The sequence below is a fragment of the Oerskovia paurometabola genome, from assembly GCF_016907365.1.
GTDB classification, from domain to species: domain Bacteria; phylum Actinomycetota; class Actinomycetes; order Actinomycetales; family Cellulomonadaceae; genus Oerskovia; species Oerskovia paurometabola.
Map to the genome: position 1 here is coordinate 4,003,034 of NZ_JAFBBV010000001.1, position 15,673 is coordinate 4,018,706.

At 69.0% G+C, this 15,673-nt stretch carries 13 protein-coding genes; 7 read left to right on the forward strand and 6 right to left on the reverse strand.

What is annotated here, in order from left to right; genetic code table 11:
- Window positions 1-44 precede the first annotated feature (44 nt).
- The 3 genes from JOD48_RS17830 (at window position 45) to JOD48_RS17840 (ending at window position 5,776) form a co-directional block, all read left to right on the forward strand.
- Entirely contained in the window at window positions 45-773 is a 729-nt protein-coding gene (locus tag JOD48_RS17830; RefSeq protein ID WP_204809963.1) for a TnsA-like heteromeric transposase endonuclease subunit, read from the forward strand.
- 82 nt (window positions 774-855) lie between these two features.
- Window positions 856-2,121, forward strand: coding sequence for a COG3415 family protein (locus JOD48_RS17835; RefSeq protein WP_204809964.1), 1,266 nt, complete (start codon window positions 856-858; stop codon window positions 2,119-2,121).
- Window positions 2,084-5,776: a YobI family P-loop NTPase gene (locus tag JOD48_RS17840; RefSeq protein WP_204809965.1), complete on the forward strand. Its 3,693-nt coding sequence runs from the start codon at window positions 2,084-2,086 to the stop codon at window positions 5,774-5,776. Before JOD48_RS17835 ends, JOD48_RS17840 begins: the two co-directional genes overlap by 38 nt.
- A 331-nt stretch (window positions 5,777-6,107) precedes the next feature.
- Here the strand turns inward: JOD48_RS17840 and JOD48_RS19980 are convergent, their stop codons facing one another.
- Window positions 6,108-7,037, reverse strand: coding sequence for a cold-shock protein (locus JOD48_RS19980; protein WP_204809966.1), 930 nt, complete (start codon window positions 7,035-7,037; stop codon window positions 6,108-6,110).
- 147 nt (window positions 7,038-7,184) lie between these two features.
- Between JOD48_RS19980 and JOD48_RS17850 the strand changes: the two genes are divergently transcribed.
- Both JOD48_RS17850 and JOD48_RS17855 read left to right on the forward strand, forming a co-directional pair.
- Window positions 7,185-8,372 carry an MFS transporter gene (locus tag JOD48_RS17850; protein WP_204809967.1) on the forward strand — a complete coding sequence of 396 codons (1,188 nt, stop codon included), beginning with the start codon at window positions 7,185-7,187 and terminating at the stop codon, window positions 8,370-8,372.
- 33 nt (window positions 8,373-8,405) lie between these two features.
- On the forward strand, window positions 8,406-9,380 hold the full coding sequence (locus JOD48_RS17855; RefSeq protein ID WP_204809968.1) for a DNA polymerase III subunit beta family protein: 975 nt from the start codon (window positions 8,406-8,408) through the stop codon (window positions 9,378-9,380).
- Here the strand turns inward: JOD48_RS17855 and JOD48_RS17860 are convergent.
- The gene (locus JOD48_RS17860; RefSeq protein WP_204809969.1) at window positions 9,288-9,926 is read right to left on the reverse strand and encodes an NUDIX domain-containing protein; all 639 of its coding nucleotides are present in this window, start codon (window positions 9,924-9,926) and stop codon (window positions 9,288-9,290) included. The two genes, JOD48_RS17855 and JOD48_RS17860, sit on opposite strands and share 93 nt — an antisense overlap.
- Before the next feature lie 94 nt (window positions 9,927-10,020).
- A complete protein-coding gene (locus JOD48_RS17865) occupies window positions 10,021-10,812 on the reverse strand; it encodes a TIGR02569 family protein (protein ID WP_204809970.1) in 792 nt (263 codons plus the stop codon).
- 125 nt (window positions 10,813-10,937) lie between these two features.
- Here JOD48_RS17865 and JOD48_RS17870 point away from each other — a divergent pair, with 125 nt between their 5' ends.
- Window positions 10,938-11,636: a phosphatase PAP2 family protein gene (locus tag JOD48_RS17870; RefSeq protein ID WP_204809971.1), complete on the forward strand. Its 699-nt coding sequence runs from the start codon at window positions 10,938-10,940 to the stop codon at window positions 11,634-11,636.
- An 88-nt stretch (window positions 11,637-11,724) separates the two neighbouring features.
- Here JOD48_RS17870 and JOD48_RS17875 read toward each other — a convergent pair whose 3' ends face one another.
- From JOD48_RS17875 to JOD48_RS17885, 3 genes are all read right to left on the reverse strand, one after another.
- On the reverse strand, window positions 11,725-12,024 hold the full coding sequence (locus JOD48_RS17875; protein ID WP_204809972.1) for a hypothetical protein: 300 nt from the start codon (window positions 12,022-12,024) through the stop codon (window positions 11,725-11,727).
- Between the two features lie 119 nt (window positions 12,025-12,143).
- On the reverse strand, window positions 12,144-12,458 hold the full coding sequence (locus tag JOD48_RS17880) for an ArsR/SmtB family transcription factor (protein WP_307824245.1): 315 nt from the start codon (window positions 12,456-12,458) through the stop codon (window positions 12,144-12,146).
- Complete coding sequence (locus tag JOD48_RS17885; RefSeq protein ID WP_204809973.1) at window positions 12,455-12,979, reverse strand: SRPBCC domain-containing protein; 525 nt, start codon at window positions 12,977-12,979, stop codon at window positions 12,455-12,457. Before JOD48_RS17885 ends, JOD48_RS17880 begins: the two co-directional genes overlap by 4 nt.
- 191 nt (window positions 12,980-13,170) lie before the next feature.
- Between JOD48_RS17885 and JOD48_RS17890 the strand changes: the two genes are divergently transcribed.
- The gene (locus JOD48_RS17890; protein WP_191789717.1) at window positions 13,171-15,432 is read left to right on the forward strand and encodes a transglycosylase domain-containing protein; all 2,262 of its coding nucleotides are present in this window, start codon (window positions 13,171-13,173) and stop codon (window positions 15,430-15,432) included.
- Window positions 15,433-15,673 lie beyond the last annotated feature (241 nt).

Below are 15,673 nucleotides of genomic sequence, written 5' to 3' on the forward strand. Positions count from 1 at the left end.
TGGCGAGCCTTTCCACCAACGTGTCGTAGCGCTACGATCCGGACATGCCGGTCGGAACGGGCAGCACTCGAGTCACCTACGTGACCGACGTCGGTGACGAGGTCACCGCGGACATCTCGCGCGTCGACGCGCGTCGCATAGCCGAGGGCATCCCCGTTCGCGACTTCCCGGTCTACGTGGGACGACGGAACTACTCTGGCTTCTTCTGGTCGTCGACGATGAGGCGGCACGTGGTCTACGAGAGCCTGCTAGAGCTCTCCTGGCTCTGGCTCGCGGACTTCGACCCGAGGGTCCTGCGGATCGCCGCCCAACCGATGGTGTTGCGGGGTCACGACGTGGCCCGGATGCGCAACAGGATCCCCGACTTCATCAGCGTGATGCGCGACGGCACCATCCGTGTCATCGACGTGAAGCCTTCGGCGATGTTGGCGAAGACCGAGGTCAAGGCTTCGCTGTCCTGGACAGGCGGAGTCGTTCGCGATCGAGGCTGGGATTACGAGGTCTGGACCGGGCCGGAGCCGACCATGCTGCGAAACGTGAGGTGGCTTTCAGCGGCGCGCCCGCCACACGTATCGTCGACGCTCGACCTTCCAACGACCTCTAGACAGGTCGCTGACGGATGCACCTTCGAGGTGCTCGAGCGAAGGCTGAGCGCTGCTGGTCGGCCCGCACCACGAATGGAGATCCTCGGCGCTCTCTGGCAAGGCGACCTGCGGTGCGACCTGTCCCAAGTTCTCGATTCGCGGACCTGGTTGGAGCCAGCAGTTGAATGAGCGCCAGGTCGTCAACCTATCCGTCGGTTCTCGTGCGTGGTGGGACGGCCAATTCTGGGAGGTCCGTGGGCTCGGTGACGGAATGGCCCAGCTCGCGCTCCGCGGCCGATCAGTCGCGGTAACGATCAGCGAGCTGGCACGGTGTGTGATCGACGAAGGTCACCACAGCGTGGACGCCGGTCCCGATACGAGCCTCGATGGATCTGCGGCTCTGGCATCCCTGGAAGCCGCGGATCGGCGCAAGGTCGAAGAGCTGGCGGGTGTCGTCCAGCAGCTGTTGGACGACGCGTCCCCACTCGCTCCTCGGGTGGCACGCGCCGCGAAGAAGCTCGGTATGTCGCCACGTTCGCTCGAGCGCCGCATCGCCGCCTACCGCCGAACGGGCGTCGCCGGACTGGTGGACTCTCGGGCGACGCGAACACGCTCCTCCCTTGTCGACCCGCGCTGGGACGAGGCCTGCGTCCGAGTGCTGCGTTCCTATACGTACGCGTCGACTCCAACCCGTTCAGCCGTCCTCGCACAGATCGCCCGGGACCTCGAAGATCAGTACGGCCCCGATGTCGTGGCGATCCCGGCCACAACAACGGCATACCGTCGGCTGAACAGCCTCGCCAAGGGCAAGCAGAGCTTCGGCAGCGCTACGGGGCGGCGATCCGTGGCCGAGAGGCCCCAAGGAGTTCTCGGCCGCCTCAGGGCCGACCGTCCCGGGCAGTACGTCGTCCTGGATACGAATGACCTCGACGTCTTTGCGATGGAGCCGGTGACGTTGCGTTGGGTGAAGGTGCAGCTCACGGCGGCGATGGACTTGTACTCGCGGTGCATCGTCGGGCTGAAGGTGACGCCGGTGTCAACGAAGGCGGTGGATGTCGCGAGCGTGCTCTACCAGTGCGTGCGGCCGTCCAACGAGTCAGAGCAGGGGCCGGGCTTCCCGTACCACGGTGTCCCGGACGCGGTCCTGGTCGGCACCGAGGTGCCCGACGAGCGTCTCCTCTCCAGGCAGCGAGGCCTGCCAGCGGTGTTCGCCATGACCATCGTCGTTGACCGCGGCAAGCAGTACATCTCGTCACACGTCATCTCGCCAGCGGTGCTGTCACAGTCCGCCTGGCCAGGCTTCGTCGTCAGGACGAATCTGACACATGTGCCCGGCGCCCGCTGTCAGTTCCCGCCCCCTGCGTGGAGGGCCCTCTCCTGCCGCAGCGAGAACGCCTTCGCGCTGGTTGCGGAGAATGGGTCCCCCGAACGGAGCGCCCTGAGGGCGAACTTTCCCCAAATGGCGGCCCGGCCGCAGCTTCCCCAGATACGGTCTCCCCATGGACGAATCGCAGGCAACGGCGCAGCCCGCCCCTGAGCTCAAGAGCCTCGGGCCCGAGTTCAACGGCGAGCAGCACCAGGTCTACCTCGACATCCTCGTGCGAGCGATCGATGAGCAGGCAGGTGTGCGCAACATTGCCTTGGCCGGTGCGTATGGGACGGGCAAGAGCAGTATCCTGCGAAAGCTCGCCGACAGCTTCAAGGGGCGTGTCGTCGAGATCTCACTCATGACTCTCGGGAAGAAGCTGGATCCAATCGCCACGGGCGCCGAAGGAAATCCCGCAGCGGGGACCCCGACGAATCGGGTCCAAAAGGAAATCGTCAAGCAGTTGCTCTACCGGCGGAGCCCTTCGCAGGCGCCTGAGTCCCGGTTCAACCGGATCGCTCGGTTCAGGAGCGGTCGCGAGATCGGGATAGCCGTCCTAGCTGGAATACTCACCCTGGCCGTCCTGGTCGCCGCCGGACTTGACACGTCTCCCCTCGCACGCCTCGGAATTGCGCTTCCGGTTGCACCCCCATGGGTGAGCTCAGTAATGTCCTACGTCGCAATCATCGCCGCCACAAGTCTGATAGTTCTGGCTATCCGCTTGCTTTTACGAGGACGGCTCGGCCTCGAGAAGGTCACGGCAGGACCAGCCACGATCACGCTTCCACCGCGATCCACGAGCTACTTTGACGAGTATCTAGACGAGATCATCTACTTCTTCGAGACGAACCGTAAACTGGACATCGTCATCATCGAGGACCTAGACCGGTTCGATGACCCACACATCTTCGAGTCGCTACGATCCCTTAACCTCGTTCTGAACACCGCACGCCAGCTTGACAATCGGAACATTCGCTTCATCTACGCCGTCAAAGACAGCATCTTCGAGAACCTCGGTCGAGATTCGGACATTCCGAAGAACCGCGAAGCCGAGGCTGAGCTAGTGCGGGCCAACCGCACCAAGTTCTTTGAGTTGGTAGTCCCGGTCGTCCCGTTTATCACACACAAGAACGCGCGCGATCTGATGCACGATCACCTCACCTCTCGCGGGCACGCTCTGTCGAAGGAGTTGATCAGCCTGGCAGCGCGACATGTCGCAGACATGCGCTTGATCCAGAACATCATCAACGAGTACGAGGTATTCAAGCATCGCCTGCTTGACGCCCCGACCACCGTACCCGACCTAACTCCCGAGCGACTATTCGCGATGGTCTTGTTCAAGAACGCGCACGCGCACGACTTCGAGGCCATACGACTAGGGAACAGTTCTCTCGATAGGCTCTACGAGACGTGGCGCGCATTGGTCGATGCGAACATCCAGCACCTCCTTGCGGAGGATCAACGGCTGATCGGTCGGATCGAGCAAAAGGAAGCCAGTGCCGAGCACGCCATTAGGCTCGGTGGCAGACTCCGTGCGGTGATCAGCACCCTCGCAAGCGCACCAGGGAGTGCCCTCCTGGGTGAGCACGTGTACGTGGACGGTATCGTGATTGAGGATGAGGAGATCACCTCTACCGCGTTCTGGGAGGATGTCGCTGGGGGAACACGGTCGATCACGGTTAGGGTTCTGTCTCGAGAGTATCCCCATCGCACACCGATGACACTGTCGGCGACTGCTCTCGAATCGCTAATCGGCTCGGATCTGAGTCCATTGGCTCACATCGAGAATTCTGAGACCGAAGATCGGGCACAGATCGACCAGAATCGGGCTGGCGCCGAGTTCCTTCGTCGCCATGATTGGAAGGCTCTGACGCTCCGCACTGAGTTCAAATATTTCCCTACGTCCCACGACGACCCGAACGATGCGAAACTGAGCGCTGCGGCGACAGTCGAGAAGAGCAAGAACTTCCAGTGGTGGATCGGCCACCTCCTACCCTCGAGGCTCGCTGCCGAGCTCGTCACCGACGGGTGGATCACGCCTTACTTCTCGTTGTACGTCTCGGCATTCTACGGTCAGCTCATCCGTCCCGATGCAATGAACTACGTGGTGCACAACATCGATAAGGGAGTCACAGACCCGCACTACGAGCTAGACTCGGACGACGTGGCGGCAATCCTTCGCGATCAGGGAAATTCTGTACTGCGCGAGACCACCATGTACAACGTCTCCATCCTGGATCATCTCCTGCTGAAGGATACTCACAGGACTGACGTGGTAATCGCAAATTTGAGATCTTGGGGGCCAGAAGAGCTCGCTTTTCTCGACATCTACTTCGCCTCAGGCGCAGCGACGCACGAACTGGTCGCCGAACTGGTGCCGTACGTCAGAAACCTGTTCGTCTACCTGGTGGAACGCGCCCCGGTTGAGCGTCAGGAAAAAGCCCGCCTGATCGATGTAGCGTCGGTCCACCGCAAAGAATACAAAACGTATCACTTGAGTCCCTTGCTGTCGCAGTTCGTCGAGGACAATTATCTTGAAATGCCGTCCCTCACCTCAGATGAGAACGGCTCGGCAGCCCGCACGGTGCAGTTCATTGCAAGGCTCAAGATCGAGCTCGACGACGTTTCGAAACTGTCTGATGCGGCATGTGAAGCACTCTCGGACACCCGGGCATACCGACTGACCCGGTCAAACCTCGTGCGCCTCACAGGTACCGAGAACATCGCACTCGACGTCATCAAGCAGGCGTCCGAACGGGTCTACAGGACTGCCATAGCTAAGCCTGACGAGTACGTCCAGGCGCACTCAGAGTCTGCGTCGACGCCCTACACGATCGAGGACCCCGGATTGACAGTCGAGATCCTTAAGGAGACTGGTTCCTGGGACGAGAGTACACACGGATGGCTCGTCGAGGGCGCGCACCCTGACGGGAGGATTCCTTCGCTCACCGAGGTTCCGCCAGGAGCATGGCCCGCCCTCGTGAGGTCGCTTCGTGCACCGGCAACTTTCGACAATGTTGCCGCGTACGTCGATCAACGGGGCGCCGTCGACCTTCCGCTAGCGACTCTCTTGGGCTCGGTAGACCAGATCAGGGACCTTCCCGACGACCAGAGTGCCCGTGCGGACCTGGCCGTCGACATCCTGCGGGGAACCGTCGTCGAGTTGGGGCACAGGGTCAGCCTGGCCCTTGCACTTGAGCCCGGGAAGATTGCGACCACATCGATCGAGCCGGAGCCGGGCGAATTCGTCGGCCGACTCCTCGAGGCTGGTTTGATCGAGGACGACGAAGACGCCTTCGACTCCCGGCTCATGGTCGACTGGGCGACTCAGGAGTATGCAATCGGGAAGTCCCAGGAGTATGGCCTGTTCGTCGGTCCCGAGACGCTGCCCGTCGCCCACATCGCCCCGCTGATGCGAAGCGCGACGATGGAGCGGGAAATCCAGGCCGATGTAGCCGCGAGGCTCGACGAGTTCGCCAGCGTGCCCGTAGACGCGTTCGAGGCGGTAGCTGCGGCAGCGCTCGACCGGCGTATCGTCCTCGACGCGCCGGGCATCGAGACGGTGTTGGTCGGCGGGGCTCGAAGGACCAGCGTCGTTGCACTCCTTGCCATGGCCGACGATGCCTTGCCAATCGAAGACCTCCGGAGCATCCTTCGGAGGCTCGGTGATCCGTACTCAGTCATCGCCGACCCTGGGCCGCAGTGGCGCCAGCTGGCTGACAATCCCACCCACCGGGCACTCCTAGAGCGTCTACAAGGTGCGGGGGTGGTCTCGAGCTTCAAGAGCAAGGGCGGTAGCATCCGGGTCAACCTCAGGAAGGCGTAGTCGGAGCTTCTGGGTAGCGCGGGCGTGCGTCAGAGGTTCGGCGGCAATAGTGGGATCGTGCTACCGGGCAGCAGTTCCTCGTGGGTCTCCCACTGGGCGATCGTGAGTCCCATGCGAGAAGAACACGTGCCCGGACCAGCAGCTTCCCCCACGCCAGAAGCCGCCAGCCCAGCACAACGGGACGAATCACAGCGCTCTCAGCAAGGATGCTGAGGATTCCGCCACCTTTGTGAGAATCGGGCTACGACACGCTATTGCGAACCTGCCGGTCACAGCCCCGGGCCTCCGTCAGGTACCGCGAGAACCTACAGTCACGCCGCTCGCTGCTCGATCACACCAGCTCGACGGCGTCCGCCTGAGGTCCCCGGTCGCTCTGGCGCACCTTGTACCGGACCCGGTCGCCCTCTTCCAGGACCTCGTCGCCGCGCACGACCGACACGTGCACGAACAGGTCCAGGCCCCCGTCGTCGGGGGTGATGAAGCCGAAGCCGCGCTCCTCGTCGTAGCGCGCAACGGTGCCCTCGCCTCCGCGCACGGGGCCACCGGATGCCGCGGGACGGCCCGGCCGACCACGGTCCACGGCGCCACGCCCGCCCCCGGAGCCGCGGGCGAGCTGCACATTGCGGGCGTTCGGCCCCTTGTCACCGTCGACGACGTCGTACGTCACGCGGTCGCCCTCGGAGAGCTCGGTCATCCCCGAGCCGAGAGCACTCACGTGGACGAACACGTCGCCGCCACCCGAGTCGGGGGCGACGAACCCGAAGCCCTTGACGTCGTCGTACCAGGACACCGTGCCGTCCGCGCCGTCCGAGGCCGGCCGCGCGGCCTCGGCCCTGAGCGGGAGCAGGTGGTCGGCCTGCGGCCCCTTCTCACCGTCGACGACGAGGAACGCCACCCGCTGGCCCTCCGTGATCACCCCGCCCCCGACGATCGCCGAGCTGTGCACGAAGATCTCGGTGCGGTCGTCGTCGGGCGTGACGAACCCGTATCCCTTGGTCGGCTCGTACCAGTTGACCGTGCCGAGCACGCCCACGGGCGCGTCGGCGGCACGGTCGCCCGTGACACGGACGCGGCGCGCCTGCGGGCCACGGTCTCCCTCGCCCATCTCGAACTCGACCGTCTGCCCCTCGCGGAGCAGCTTGGGTCCGTCGTCACCGAGGATCTCGGACGCGTGGACGAACAGGTCCTCGGCCTCGTTCCCGAGGTCGATGAAACCGAACCCTCGGTCGGCGTCGAACCATCGGACAGTTCCCTGGACCACGAAGACTCCTTCAACTCGGCAGACAGTGCTGTCTCCCATTGTCCCCCGGCAGGACCGCAGACCGGTCGGTCCGGCCGCCGTTCGCACAGGCGACCTGCCGCGTGGCCTCCTTGACCCTCGACCGGCTCGAGGCACCAGCGTGGCGGCATGGTCACGATCGACACCCCGCCGCGCACGCTCCCCCGCCGCTACCTCGCGTGGCTCGGCGGTGTCACCGTCTCCCGGCTCGGCGACGCCGTGCTCGCGTTCGCGCTCGGCTGGGCCGCCGCCGGGCTCGGCGGGACGACGGCAGCCCTCGTGCTCACCCTCGGCGGGTTGCCGCGCCTCGTCCTGCTGGTCGTGGGCGGCGCGGTCGCCGACCGTGTCGGGGCGCGGCGCATCCTGATCGCTGGCGAAGCCGCACTGCTCATACTGACCGCGGTCCTCGCGCTCGCGCTCGCGTGGTTCGGCACCCCGACCTGGCTGCTCCTCGCCGCGGCGCTCGCCCTCGGCACGGTCACCGCTTTCTGCCTGCCCGCGACGGGGTCGATGCCCCGACGCCTCGTCCCCGACGACCAGCTCACGCGCGCGCTCGCGCTGCGCCAGGGCCTGGTCCAGGTGGTGCTCCTGACCGCAGCACCCCTGAGCGGCCTGCTCGTGGGTACCGCGGGGCTTCCCGTCATCGCGTGGGGCACCACGGTGACGTTCGCTGTATCGCTGTGCGTCCTCGTCGCCGTCCGGGAGATGTCCGGTCCAGCGGCCGACGCCGCTCCCACCGGGGCGATGGCCGCGCGGCTCGGCCTGGTCGACGGCTTCCGCGTCGTCGCCCGCACCCCCGGACTGCGCAGCGCGCTCGCACTCACCGGGGCCGGTGCGGCCCTGATCCTGCCCGTCCCGTCGCTCCTCGTGCCGCTCCTCGGCCGGGCGTCCCGCTGGGGACCTGGGACGACGGGCGCCGTCGCCGCGATGGTCGGCGTCGGGGTGGTCTGCGCGGCGATTCTCGCCCTGCGCCGTCGGCCGGCGTCCGCCGCCACCGGGCTCGCCGTGAGCGCGGGTGGGGCGCTCCTGATGGCGGTCGGGACGCTGCCCATGGTGGTCACGGTGCTCGGCGCCCTGGTCTTCGGGTTCGGGAACGGGACGTTCGTCGCACGGGTGGCGCCGCTCGTCCTCGGCAGCGCGCCACGGACGCACCTCGCGCGCGTCCAGGCACTGGTCGGGCTCGCCCAGCTCGTGCCCGTGATGGTCACGAACGCGGTTCTCGGTGCGTTGGCCGAGCACGCGTCGCCGCACTGGGCGCTGGGCGTGACGGCAGCAGGCCTTGGGGCCTGCGCGATCTGGGCCCGCCGCCTGGTTTGACCCTCGTGCGGGTCGAGGGTCCACAGTGTCCGCATGCCCGACGACCTGCTCAGCATCGGTGCCCTCTCCCGCGCCGGCGGCCTGCCCGTGACGGCGCTCCGGTTCTACGACGCGGCCGGCGTGCTCCGGCCGGCGTACGTCGACCCCGCGACCGGGTACCGCTGGTACACCTCGGGCCAGGTCGACACGGCTCGGCTGGTCGCGAGCCTGCGCCAAGCCGGCCTCCCGGTGTCCGAACTGGTCACCGTCCTCGCGGCTCCCCGCGAGGCCGTGGCCGCGCTGGCGCGCCACCGTCGCCGTCTCGAGGAGGACCTGGCCGCGGCCTGTGCGCATCTCGACGCTGCAGCGGACCTCCTCGCGCAGCCCGGCCGCTGCACGGTCGCCTCCAAGGACCTCGTCGCGGCGGTCGCTGCGGTGCGGCACGCGGTCGGCGCCGACCCCGCCTGGCCCGGCCTCGCCGGCGTCCTGCTCCACCTCGACGGGGACGCGCTCCGCCTCGTCGGCTGCGACCGATCCCGCCTCGCCGTCGCGACGGTGCGCGTGCAGCGGGTGTCGGGCCCGCCCGTCCGGGTCGTCGCGCCACTCGCATTCTTGGACGGGCTCGCTGCCACGCCGCCCGACGTCGGGCCGGTCACCCTGGGCAGGGACGTCCTGGAGGTCCTCGGGGCGCAGAGCGCTCCTCTCGACGCGACGTACCCCGACTACGAGCGGCTCGTGCGATCGGACACGTCCCCGCGCACGACGGTCACGTCCGACGACCTGCTCCGGACGGTCGCGGAAGCGGACGACGTCGTCGCCGTTCGGCTGGACGGCGCCCGGGTGAAGATCTCCCCTCCGGGGCCGCCGGGCACGCTCGGGTTCTCGCGGAGCTTCCTGCTCGACAGCGTCCGCGCGGCCCGCGCCGAGCACGTCGCGCTAGCCCTCGACGACCGGTCGGCCCTCAGCGTCCGTGCCGCCGACCGACCGGACGACGTGCACGTGCTGATGCCGATCCGCCTGGGCCGCTGACGCTTCCGCGGACCGGTCCTGCCTCCGCGCCGCCTCCGCCACCTTCCGGGCGAGGTCCGGCCAGAGCGGGGCGAAGCACCCGACCCAGGGAGCGGGCATCCGCCCTGCCGCGCGGTGCGCCTCCACCTCGGCCCACGTGACCCAGGTGGCGTCGTCGACCTCGGCCGGGTCGAGGTCCAGCCGTGGGCGCCCGGGCACGGCCGCGACGTGGACATCGAGGAACGACACGCCTGCGACGCCCCGTCCCACCCGCTCGAGCGCGCCCTCGTCAAGGACGAGCCCCGTCTCCTCGCGCACCTCGCGCACGGCTGCCTGTGCGCCGGTCTCGCCCGCGAGCACGCTGCCGCCGGGGATCTCCCACAGGAACGGGAAGGTCTTGGTCGCGGCGCGGCGGGTCAGCAGGACCAGCCCGTCGGACCGCACGACGCACGTCGCCACCATGAGGTGGAAGCGGCCCGGCGGCCATCCCGGATCGCCCCGGCGGTGGACCTCCCCGGTCGGGCTGCCCTGGTCGTCGAGCAGGTCCCAGGTCTCCGCGTCAGCCATCCAGGCATCCTCGCAGCCGCGCGGGCCCCGCTCCAGGCCTGCCCGACGGCGGATCGGGTCGCCGACGCCCGACGCCTCAGTACGAGAGGCGTCCTCAACGCCCCTGCGCCGCCAGGTCGAGCACCCGTCCCGCAGTCGCCGTGTACGCGTCGTAGACGCCGGACGGCAGCTCGTTGAACCAGTCCGTCGCGATCCGGAACACCAGCGCGCGCACGAGCTGCTGCGCGAAGCCCTCCCCCGGGTCGATGGTCTCCAGCAGCGACTGCGGGGCCCCCTCGAAGCAGACCGCGTCGACCGCGACGATCGCCACCGAGTACCGCACCGGCCGCCAGTACAGCGTCAGGTCGATCACCGCTGGCGGCAGGTCGTCGTCGAACAGCACGTTGCCCGTGAGGTCGCCGTGGACGAGCGTCGACGCGTCCGTGACCACCCGCCGGGCGGCGAGCAGCGCAGGGAGGTGCGGGACGTCGTCGGGCACCTGCACCGCACCCTCGCCCCAGGCGAGCCGGTCCGCCCGGGCCCAGGCATGCGTCCGCTCGTCGAGGAACGCGGGCCGAGCGGCGCCGTCGAACACCTGGGCGAAGCGGTGCGCCACGTCGGCGATCCGGGCCCACCTGCCCGCGACGTGCTCGCCCGGGAGGACCGGGAACGCCGTCCAGCCGTCGACGACGAGGTCGCCCGACCGGCTCGCGAGCGGCAGGCTCAGCCGGAGATCGCCCCCGCCGGACGGCGCGTGGTCCCGCAGCCAGCCGAGCTCGGCCGGGAGCACGTCGAGCGGCTTGAGCACCGTGTCCCCGACGCGCCAGGCCCTGCCGCGTCCGCCGTCGAGCCTCGTCACCGGCCCGACGGCGCCGAACTCTTCGAGGACACGTCTGGGTGGGTGCACCGGCCGAGCCTACCCAGCGGCCGCGAGCGCCTCGCCGTGCGAGTCGTCCCGTGTGCACGTAATGTCCGGGAACTCGCGCGGCGTCCAGCCCGGCCGCCCCGCGCCGACCCCCGCCTGGAGGCCCTGTGTACCCGTTCGTCCACCGCTACGAGCTCGACACCTCGCGACCGACCGGCCGAGAGGTCGCCCGCGATCTCGCGTTGCGGGCGTTCCTGCCGGGTGCCGCCCTGTGGGTAGCGATCGTGGGGCTGGGATTCCTCATCAAGGGCCCGCTCGAGAACCTGCCGGGTGAGGACGGGGTCAACCAGGCCCTCGTCGACCTGCGGACCCCGTTCCTCGACACCGTCACCGAGATGCTGTCCGCGATCGGGATGACCGAGTTCATCATCGGGGCGTGCGTGCTCGCGGTCGCGCTCATCTGGTGGCGGACCAGGCAGTGGTGGTTCGCCCTGGTCCCCGCGCTCGCGGTGTCGCTCCAGGCCCTGATCTTCCTCACGTCGTCGATCGTCGTGGGTCGCACGCGGCCCGAGGTCGACATGCTCGACCACGCCCCGCCCACGTCGAGCTTCCCGAGCGGGCACACCGGCGCGTCCACGGCGTTCTACCTGACGCTCGCACTCCTCGCGCAGCGCGTGCAGAACCCCGCGCTCCGGGTCGCGCTCACGGTCCTCGCGGTGCTGGTGCCGTTCGCGGTCGGCTTCGCGCGGCTCTACCGCGGCATGCACTCGCTGACCGACGTCCTCGCAGGGCTCGTCAACGGCGTCGTGTGCGCAGTCCTCGCATGGGGCTACCTGCGCCGCGACACGTCGCGGGTCCGCGCCTGACGGCGGCAGTCGTCGCGGGCCGAGCGTCAGCAGGTGCCGGTCACCCTCGGCGTCCGCCGGTCGCCCTCGGCGGGTCCGTCGGTCACCGTCACCCCGCGACCGGCTCCACGCGCACGATCTGCGTGCGCGCGACCACCCGGTCCCGGACGTCCGCGAGCACCACGCGGGCGGGGTCGGCCATGTACGCGGCGAGCGCGCCGTCGTCGGGCATCTCGATGACCTGCACCTCGGCGGGGAGCGCAGAGTCCTCACCGGGCACGCTCCTCACCCGTGAGGCGACCCGGCCGCCGTGGACGGGGACGAGCGCGAGGACCTCGTCCTCGTAGCGCGCGAGGGGTTCGACCTGGCCGTCGACGGCCCAGAGCAGGACGCAGAGCGTGAGTGGCACGCGCCCACGCTACCGGTGCCGAGCATGCGTCTGGCGCTCCTCGAGCATGCGGTCGGCGTCGCGAAGGACGGTCATCGCGACGCCAACCGCATGCTCGGCACCGGGAGGGCACCGGAGAACTACCCCTCCGCGATCCGCTTGATCGCGGCGAGGCGACGGTCCCACTCGGCGCCGATCGCGTCGAGCGCACGGGCGGTCTCGCCCAGGCGGGACCCGATCGCGCGGTAGCGGACCTCGCGCCCGACGCGCACGGGCTCGACCAGCCCGGCCTCGGCGAGCACGGTCAGGTGCTTGGCGATCGCCTGCCGCGTCACGGGCAGCACGGTCGCGAGCGCGGACGCCGACAGGTCCGCGCGCCCCAGCTCCTGGAGGATCTGCCACCTCGTGTCGTCGGCGAGCGCCGCGAACACGGGGGCCAGCGTCTCGGTGCTCACGCCGCGGGGCCGTCTGCGGGGCGCACGACGTCCTCGACGGGCGCCCCCGCCGGGAAGCCCGGCCCCTCGACGAACGCGACGAGCTCGTCGAGCTCGCTGGTCCATCCCGAGCGGTTGTCGGCCATCGCGCGCTGGGCACCGTCCCCGAGACGCTCGAAACCGGACTCGACGACGGCGAGCACGGTGCCCTCGCCCTCGGGGGTCAGCGTGAACCGGACGAGGGTCGCGTTGTCGGGGCGCAGCTCGGCGCCGGCCTGGTTGGTCCAGGTGAAGGCGAAGACCGAGGGCTCGTCGTACTCCTCGATGCGGACGGCGAACTGCCCGTACCCGTCGAAGCCGAACGTGCCCTCGCCGCCCACCCGCAGGTCGGGCAGGTGGGCCTCCTGGCCGAACCATCGGGCGATCAGGTCGTCGCGCGTGAGCGCGGCCCACACCGTCGACGGTGCGGCGTGGACGAGCAGGGTGCGGGTCACCTGGAACGCCTCGGTGTCGATCGAGGCCTGCTGGTCGGTGGTCGTCATGGTCGTTCCTCTCTCGGGTCTTGGCGGGCTACATGTGCAACTTTAGGGTTGCACTGAACACGGGCGTGCGCAACCCTTCGGTTGCAGTCAGCTCGCCGGGACGCCCGCGCCCGCGACAGCGCCAGGTCACGCCCCGACAACGAAGATCCGCTCGCCGAGCCGCCGGGGTACGCGGGACGTACAGTCGGCAGATGGGCCAGTCCACACGACCCCGTCAGCAGACCTCCGCCGTCAAGGCGCTCGCGCTCCTGATGGCCTTCCTGCTCGTGTCGGCCGTGGGGGGCGTCCTCGCGGCCGGCCTCCTGCTGCCCCTCGCCGCAGGGGCGAACGCCGCGGCCGAGGACGTCACCCAGATGTTCGACGAGCTGCCCGACGAGCTCGAACCCGGCCCCCTGGCCGAGAAGTCCAGCGTCTTCGCCAGCGACGGGACCACCCTCCTCGCGACGTTCTACACCGAGAACCGCATCGTGGTCCCCCTGGACCAGGTCTCCCAGCCGATGAAGGACGCGGTCGTCGCGATCGAGGACCACCGCTTCTACGAGCACGGCGGCATCGACCCCGAAGGGGTGACCCGCGCCGCGGTCAACAACTTCACGGGCGGCGACACCCAGGGTGGGTCCAGCCTCACCCAGCAGTACGTCAAGAACGTCCTGATCGAGCAGGCCGTGCGCGACGACGACCCGGTGGCGATGCGCGCGGCCCGCGACGACACGCTGGGCCGCAAGGCTCGCGAGGCCAAGCTCGCGATCTCGCTCGAGACCGTCATGACCAAGGAGGAGATCCTCCAGGGCTACCTCAACATCGCCCAGTTCGGCATCCGGGTCTACGGCGTCGAGACCGCATCCCTGCACTACTTCGGCAAGCACGCGTCCGAGCTCAGCGTCGTCGAGGCGGCGACCATCGCAGGCGTCACCAACGCCCCCACCAAGTACGACCCGGTGACCAACCCCGTCGACTCCGAGAAGCGCCGCAACCGGGTGCTGCTCAAGATGTTGGAGCAGGGCTACATCACGCAGCAGCAGCACGACGAAGCCGTCGCGACCCCGCTGCCCGCGACTCTCCACGTGCAGCCCATCTCGGGCGGGTGCCAGACCGCGGGCGGGGCGGCGTTCTTCTGCGACTACGTCACCAAGGTCATCACGTCCGACCCCGCGTTCGGGGAGACCAAGGCCGACCGGCGGGCTCTTCTCTACCGCGGCGGCCTCGACATCACCACGACGCTCGACCCCCGCATGCAGCAGGCCGCCGAGGCGAACATCTCGGCCGCGGTCCCGCCCTCGGACCCCAGCGGCCTCGAGGACGCTCTCGTGACGGTCGAGCCGGGCAGCGGGAAGATCCTCGCGATGGCTCAGAACCGGCCCTACGACGTCTCCAGGGAACCTGCGCCCGGCACCACCGCCGTCAACTACAGCTCCGACCAGCTCCACGGCTCCTCGAGCGGGTTCTCCCCCGGATCCACGTGGAAGGTGTTCACGCTCGCCGAGTGGCTCCGCTCGGGCCGCACGCTCAACGACACCGTGAACGCGAACAAGCGGTCGTTCGTCCCGACCCGCGACTTCCACGCCTCGTGCGCCCGGCTCGACCGCATCCCGTGGTCTCCGGGCAACTCGGACGGCTCGACCGACCAGGGGTCGATCCCGGTCCTGCGCGCCACGTTCAACTCCGTCAACACCGCCTACGCGTCGATGGAGTCCCAGCTCGACCTGTGCGCGGTCCGCGACATGGCGTGGACCGCTGGGCTGCGCCCCTCCCGCACCGCCGAGATCACGGGCGACGCGTCGTCGATCCACGTCATGCCGACCATGACGATCGGCACCCAGAACTCCTCCCCCCTGCAGATGGCCGCCGCCTACGCGACGTTCGCGAGCGGCGGCACGTACTGCGACCCCATCGCGATCACCCGCGTCGTCGGGGCCGACGGAGCCGACCTGCCCGTGCCGTCCGCGAACTGCCGCCCCGAAGCCGTGGACCCCCGGATCGCGAACACCGTCACGTTCGCCCTGGAGAACGTCATGACGCAGGGCACCGCCAAGAAGTCCCAGCTCTCCCGGCCGAGCGCCGGCAAGTCCGGCACGGCCAACAACAACAACCACACCTGGTTCATCGGGTACACGCCGCAGCTCGTCACCGCCGTGTGGATCGGCAACGCCGAGAACGACGTGTCCATGAGCTACATGAAGATCAACGGGCACTACGAGAAGCGCTGGTACGGCTCGACGCTGGCCGCGCCGACGTGGCGGTCCTACATGGAGACCGCGCTCGAGGGCCTCCCCGTCGTGGGCTTCCCCGGCCCGGACCCGGCGATGCTGGGCCAGGCGCCCGCACCCAGGCCCGCCGAGAGGCCCGAGGACGACGCACCGGCCACACCCACCGACCCTGCTCCGCCCACCGACCCCGCACCCCCGACCGACCCCGCCCCGCCCGCCGACCCGGGTGTGCCCCCGACGCCGTAGCCGAGCCGCCCTAGCTCGTCCGCCGCAGCCGGCGACTCCCCGCCGCCGACCGTCCGTCGGACGACGTACCTCGGACGCCCCACGCTCTCGGGTCACGTTCAGGGTTCTTTCAGGGGGATCCCCGATGCTCCGCCCACCGGGCCGCCGCCAGGATGAGCACAGCGGCTCGGAGGGACGACCGTGGGCGGTCCCCACCGCACCACTCCCCTCGACCGGGTCGCCGTCCCGTACGCGCACCCCT

Bases quoted from the DNA above. Each gene is read 5' to 3' on its own strand.
- JOD48_RS17860 (WP_204809969.1), bottom strand. From the start codon at position 9,926: ATGGCTGACGCGGAGACCTGGGACCTGCTCGACGACCAGGGCAGCCCG.
- JOD48_RS17830 (WP_204809963.1), top strand. From the start codon at position 45: ATGCCGGTCGGAACGGGCAGCACTCGAGTCACCTACGTGACCGACGTC.
- JOD48_RS17850 (WP_204809967.1), top strand. From the start codon at position 7,185: ATGGTCACGATCGACACCCCGCCGCGCACGCTCCCCCGCCGCTACCTC.
- JOD48_RS17885 (WP_204809973.1), bottom strand. From the start codon at position 12,979: ATGACGACCACCGACCAGCAGGCCTCGATCGACACCGAGGCGTTCCAG.
- JOD48_RS17835 (WP_204809964.1), top strand. From the start codon at position 856: ATGGCCCAGCTCGCGCTCCGCGGCCGATCAGTCGCGGTAACGATCAGC.
- JOD48_RS17890 (WP_191789717.1), top strand. From the start codon at position 13,171: ATGGGCCAGTCCACACGACCCCGTCAGCAGACCTCCGCCGTCAAGGCG.
- JOD48_RS17855 (WP_204809968.1), top strand. From the start codon at position 8,406: ATGCCCGACGACCTGCTCAGCATCGGTGCCCTCTCCCGCGCCGGCGGC.
- JOD48_RS17840 (WP_204809965.1), top strand. From the start codon at position 2,084: ATGGACGAATCGCAGGCAACGGCGCAGCCCGCCCCTGAGCTCAAGAGC.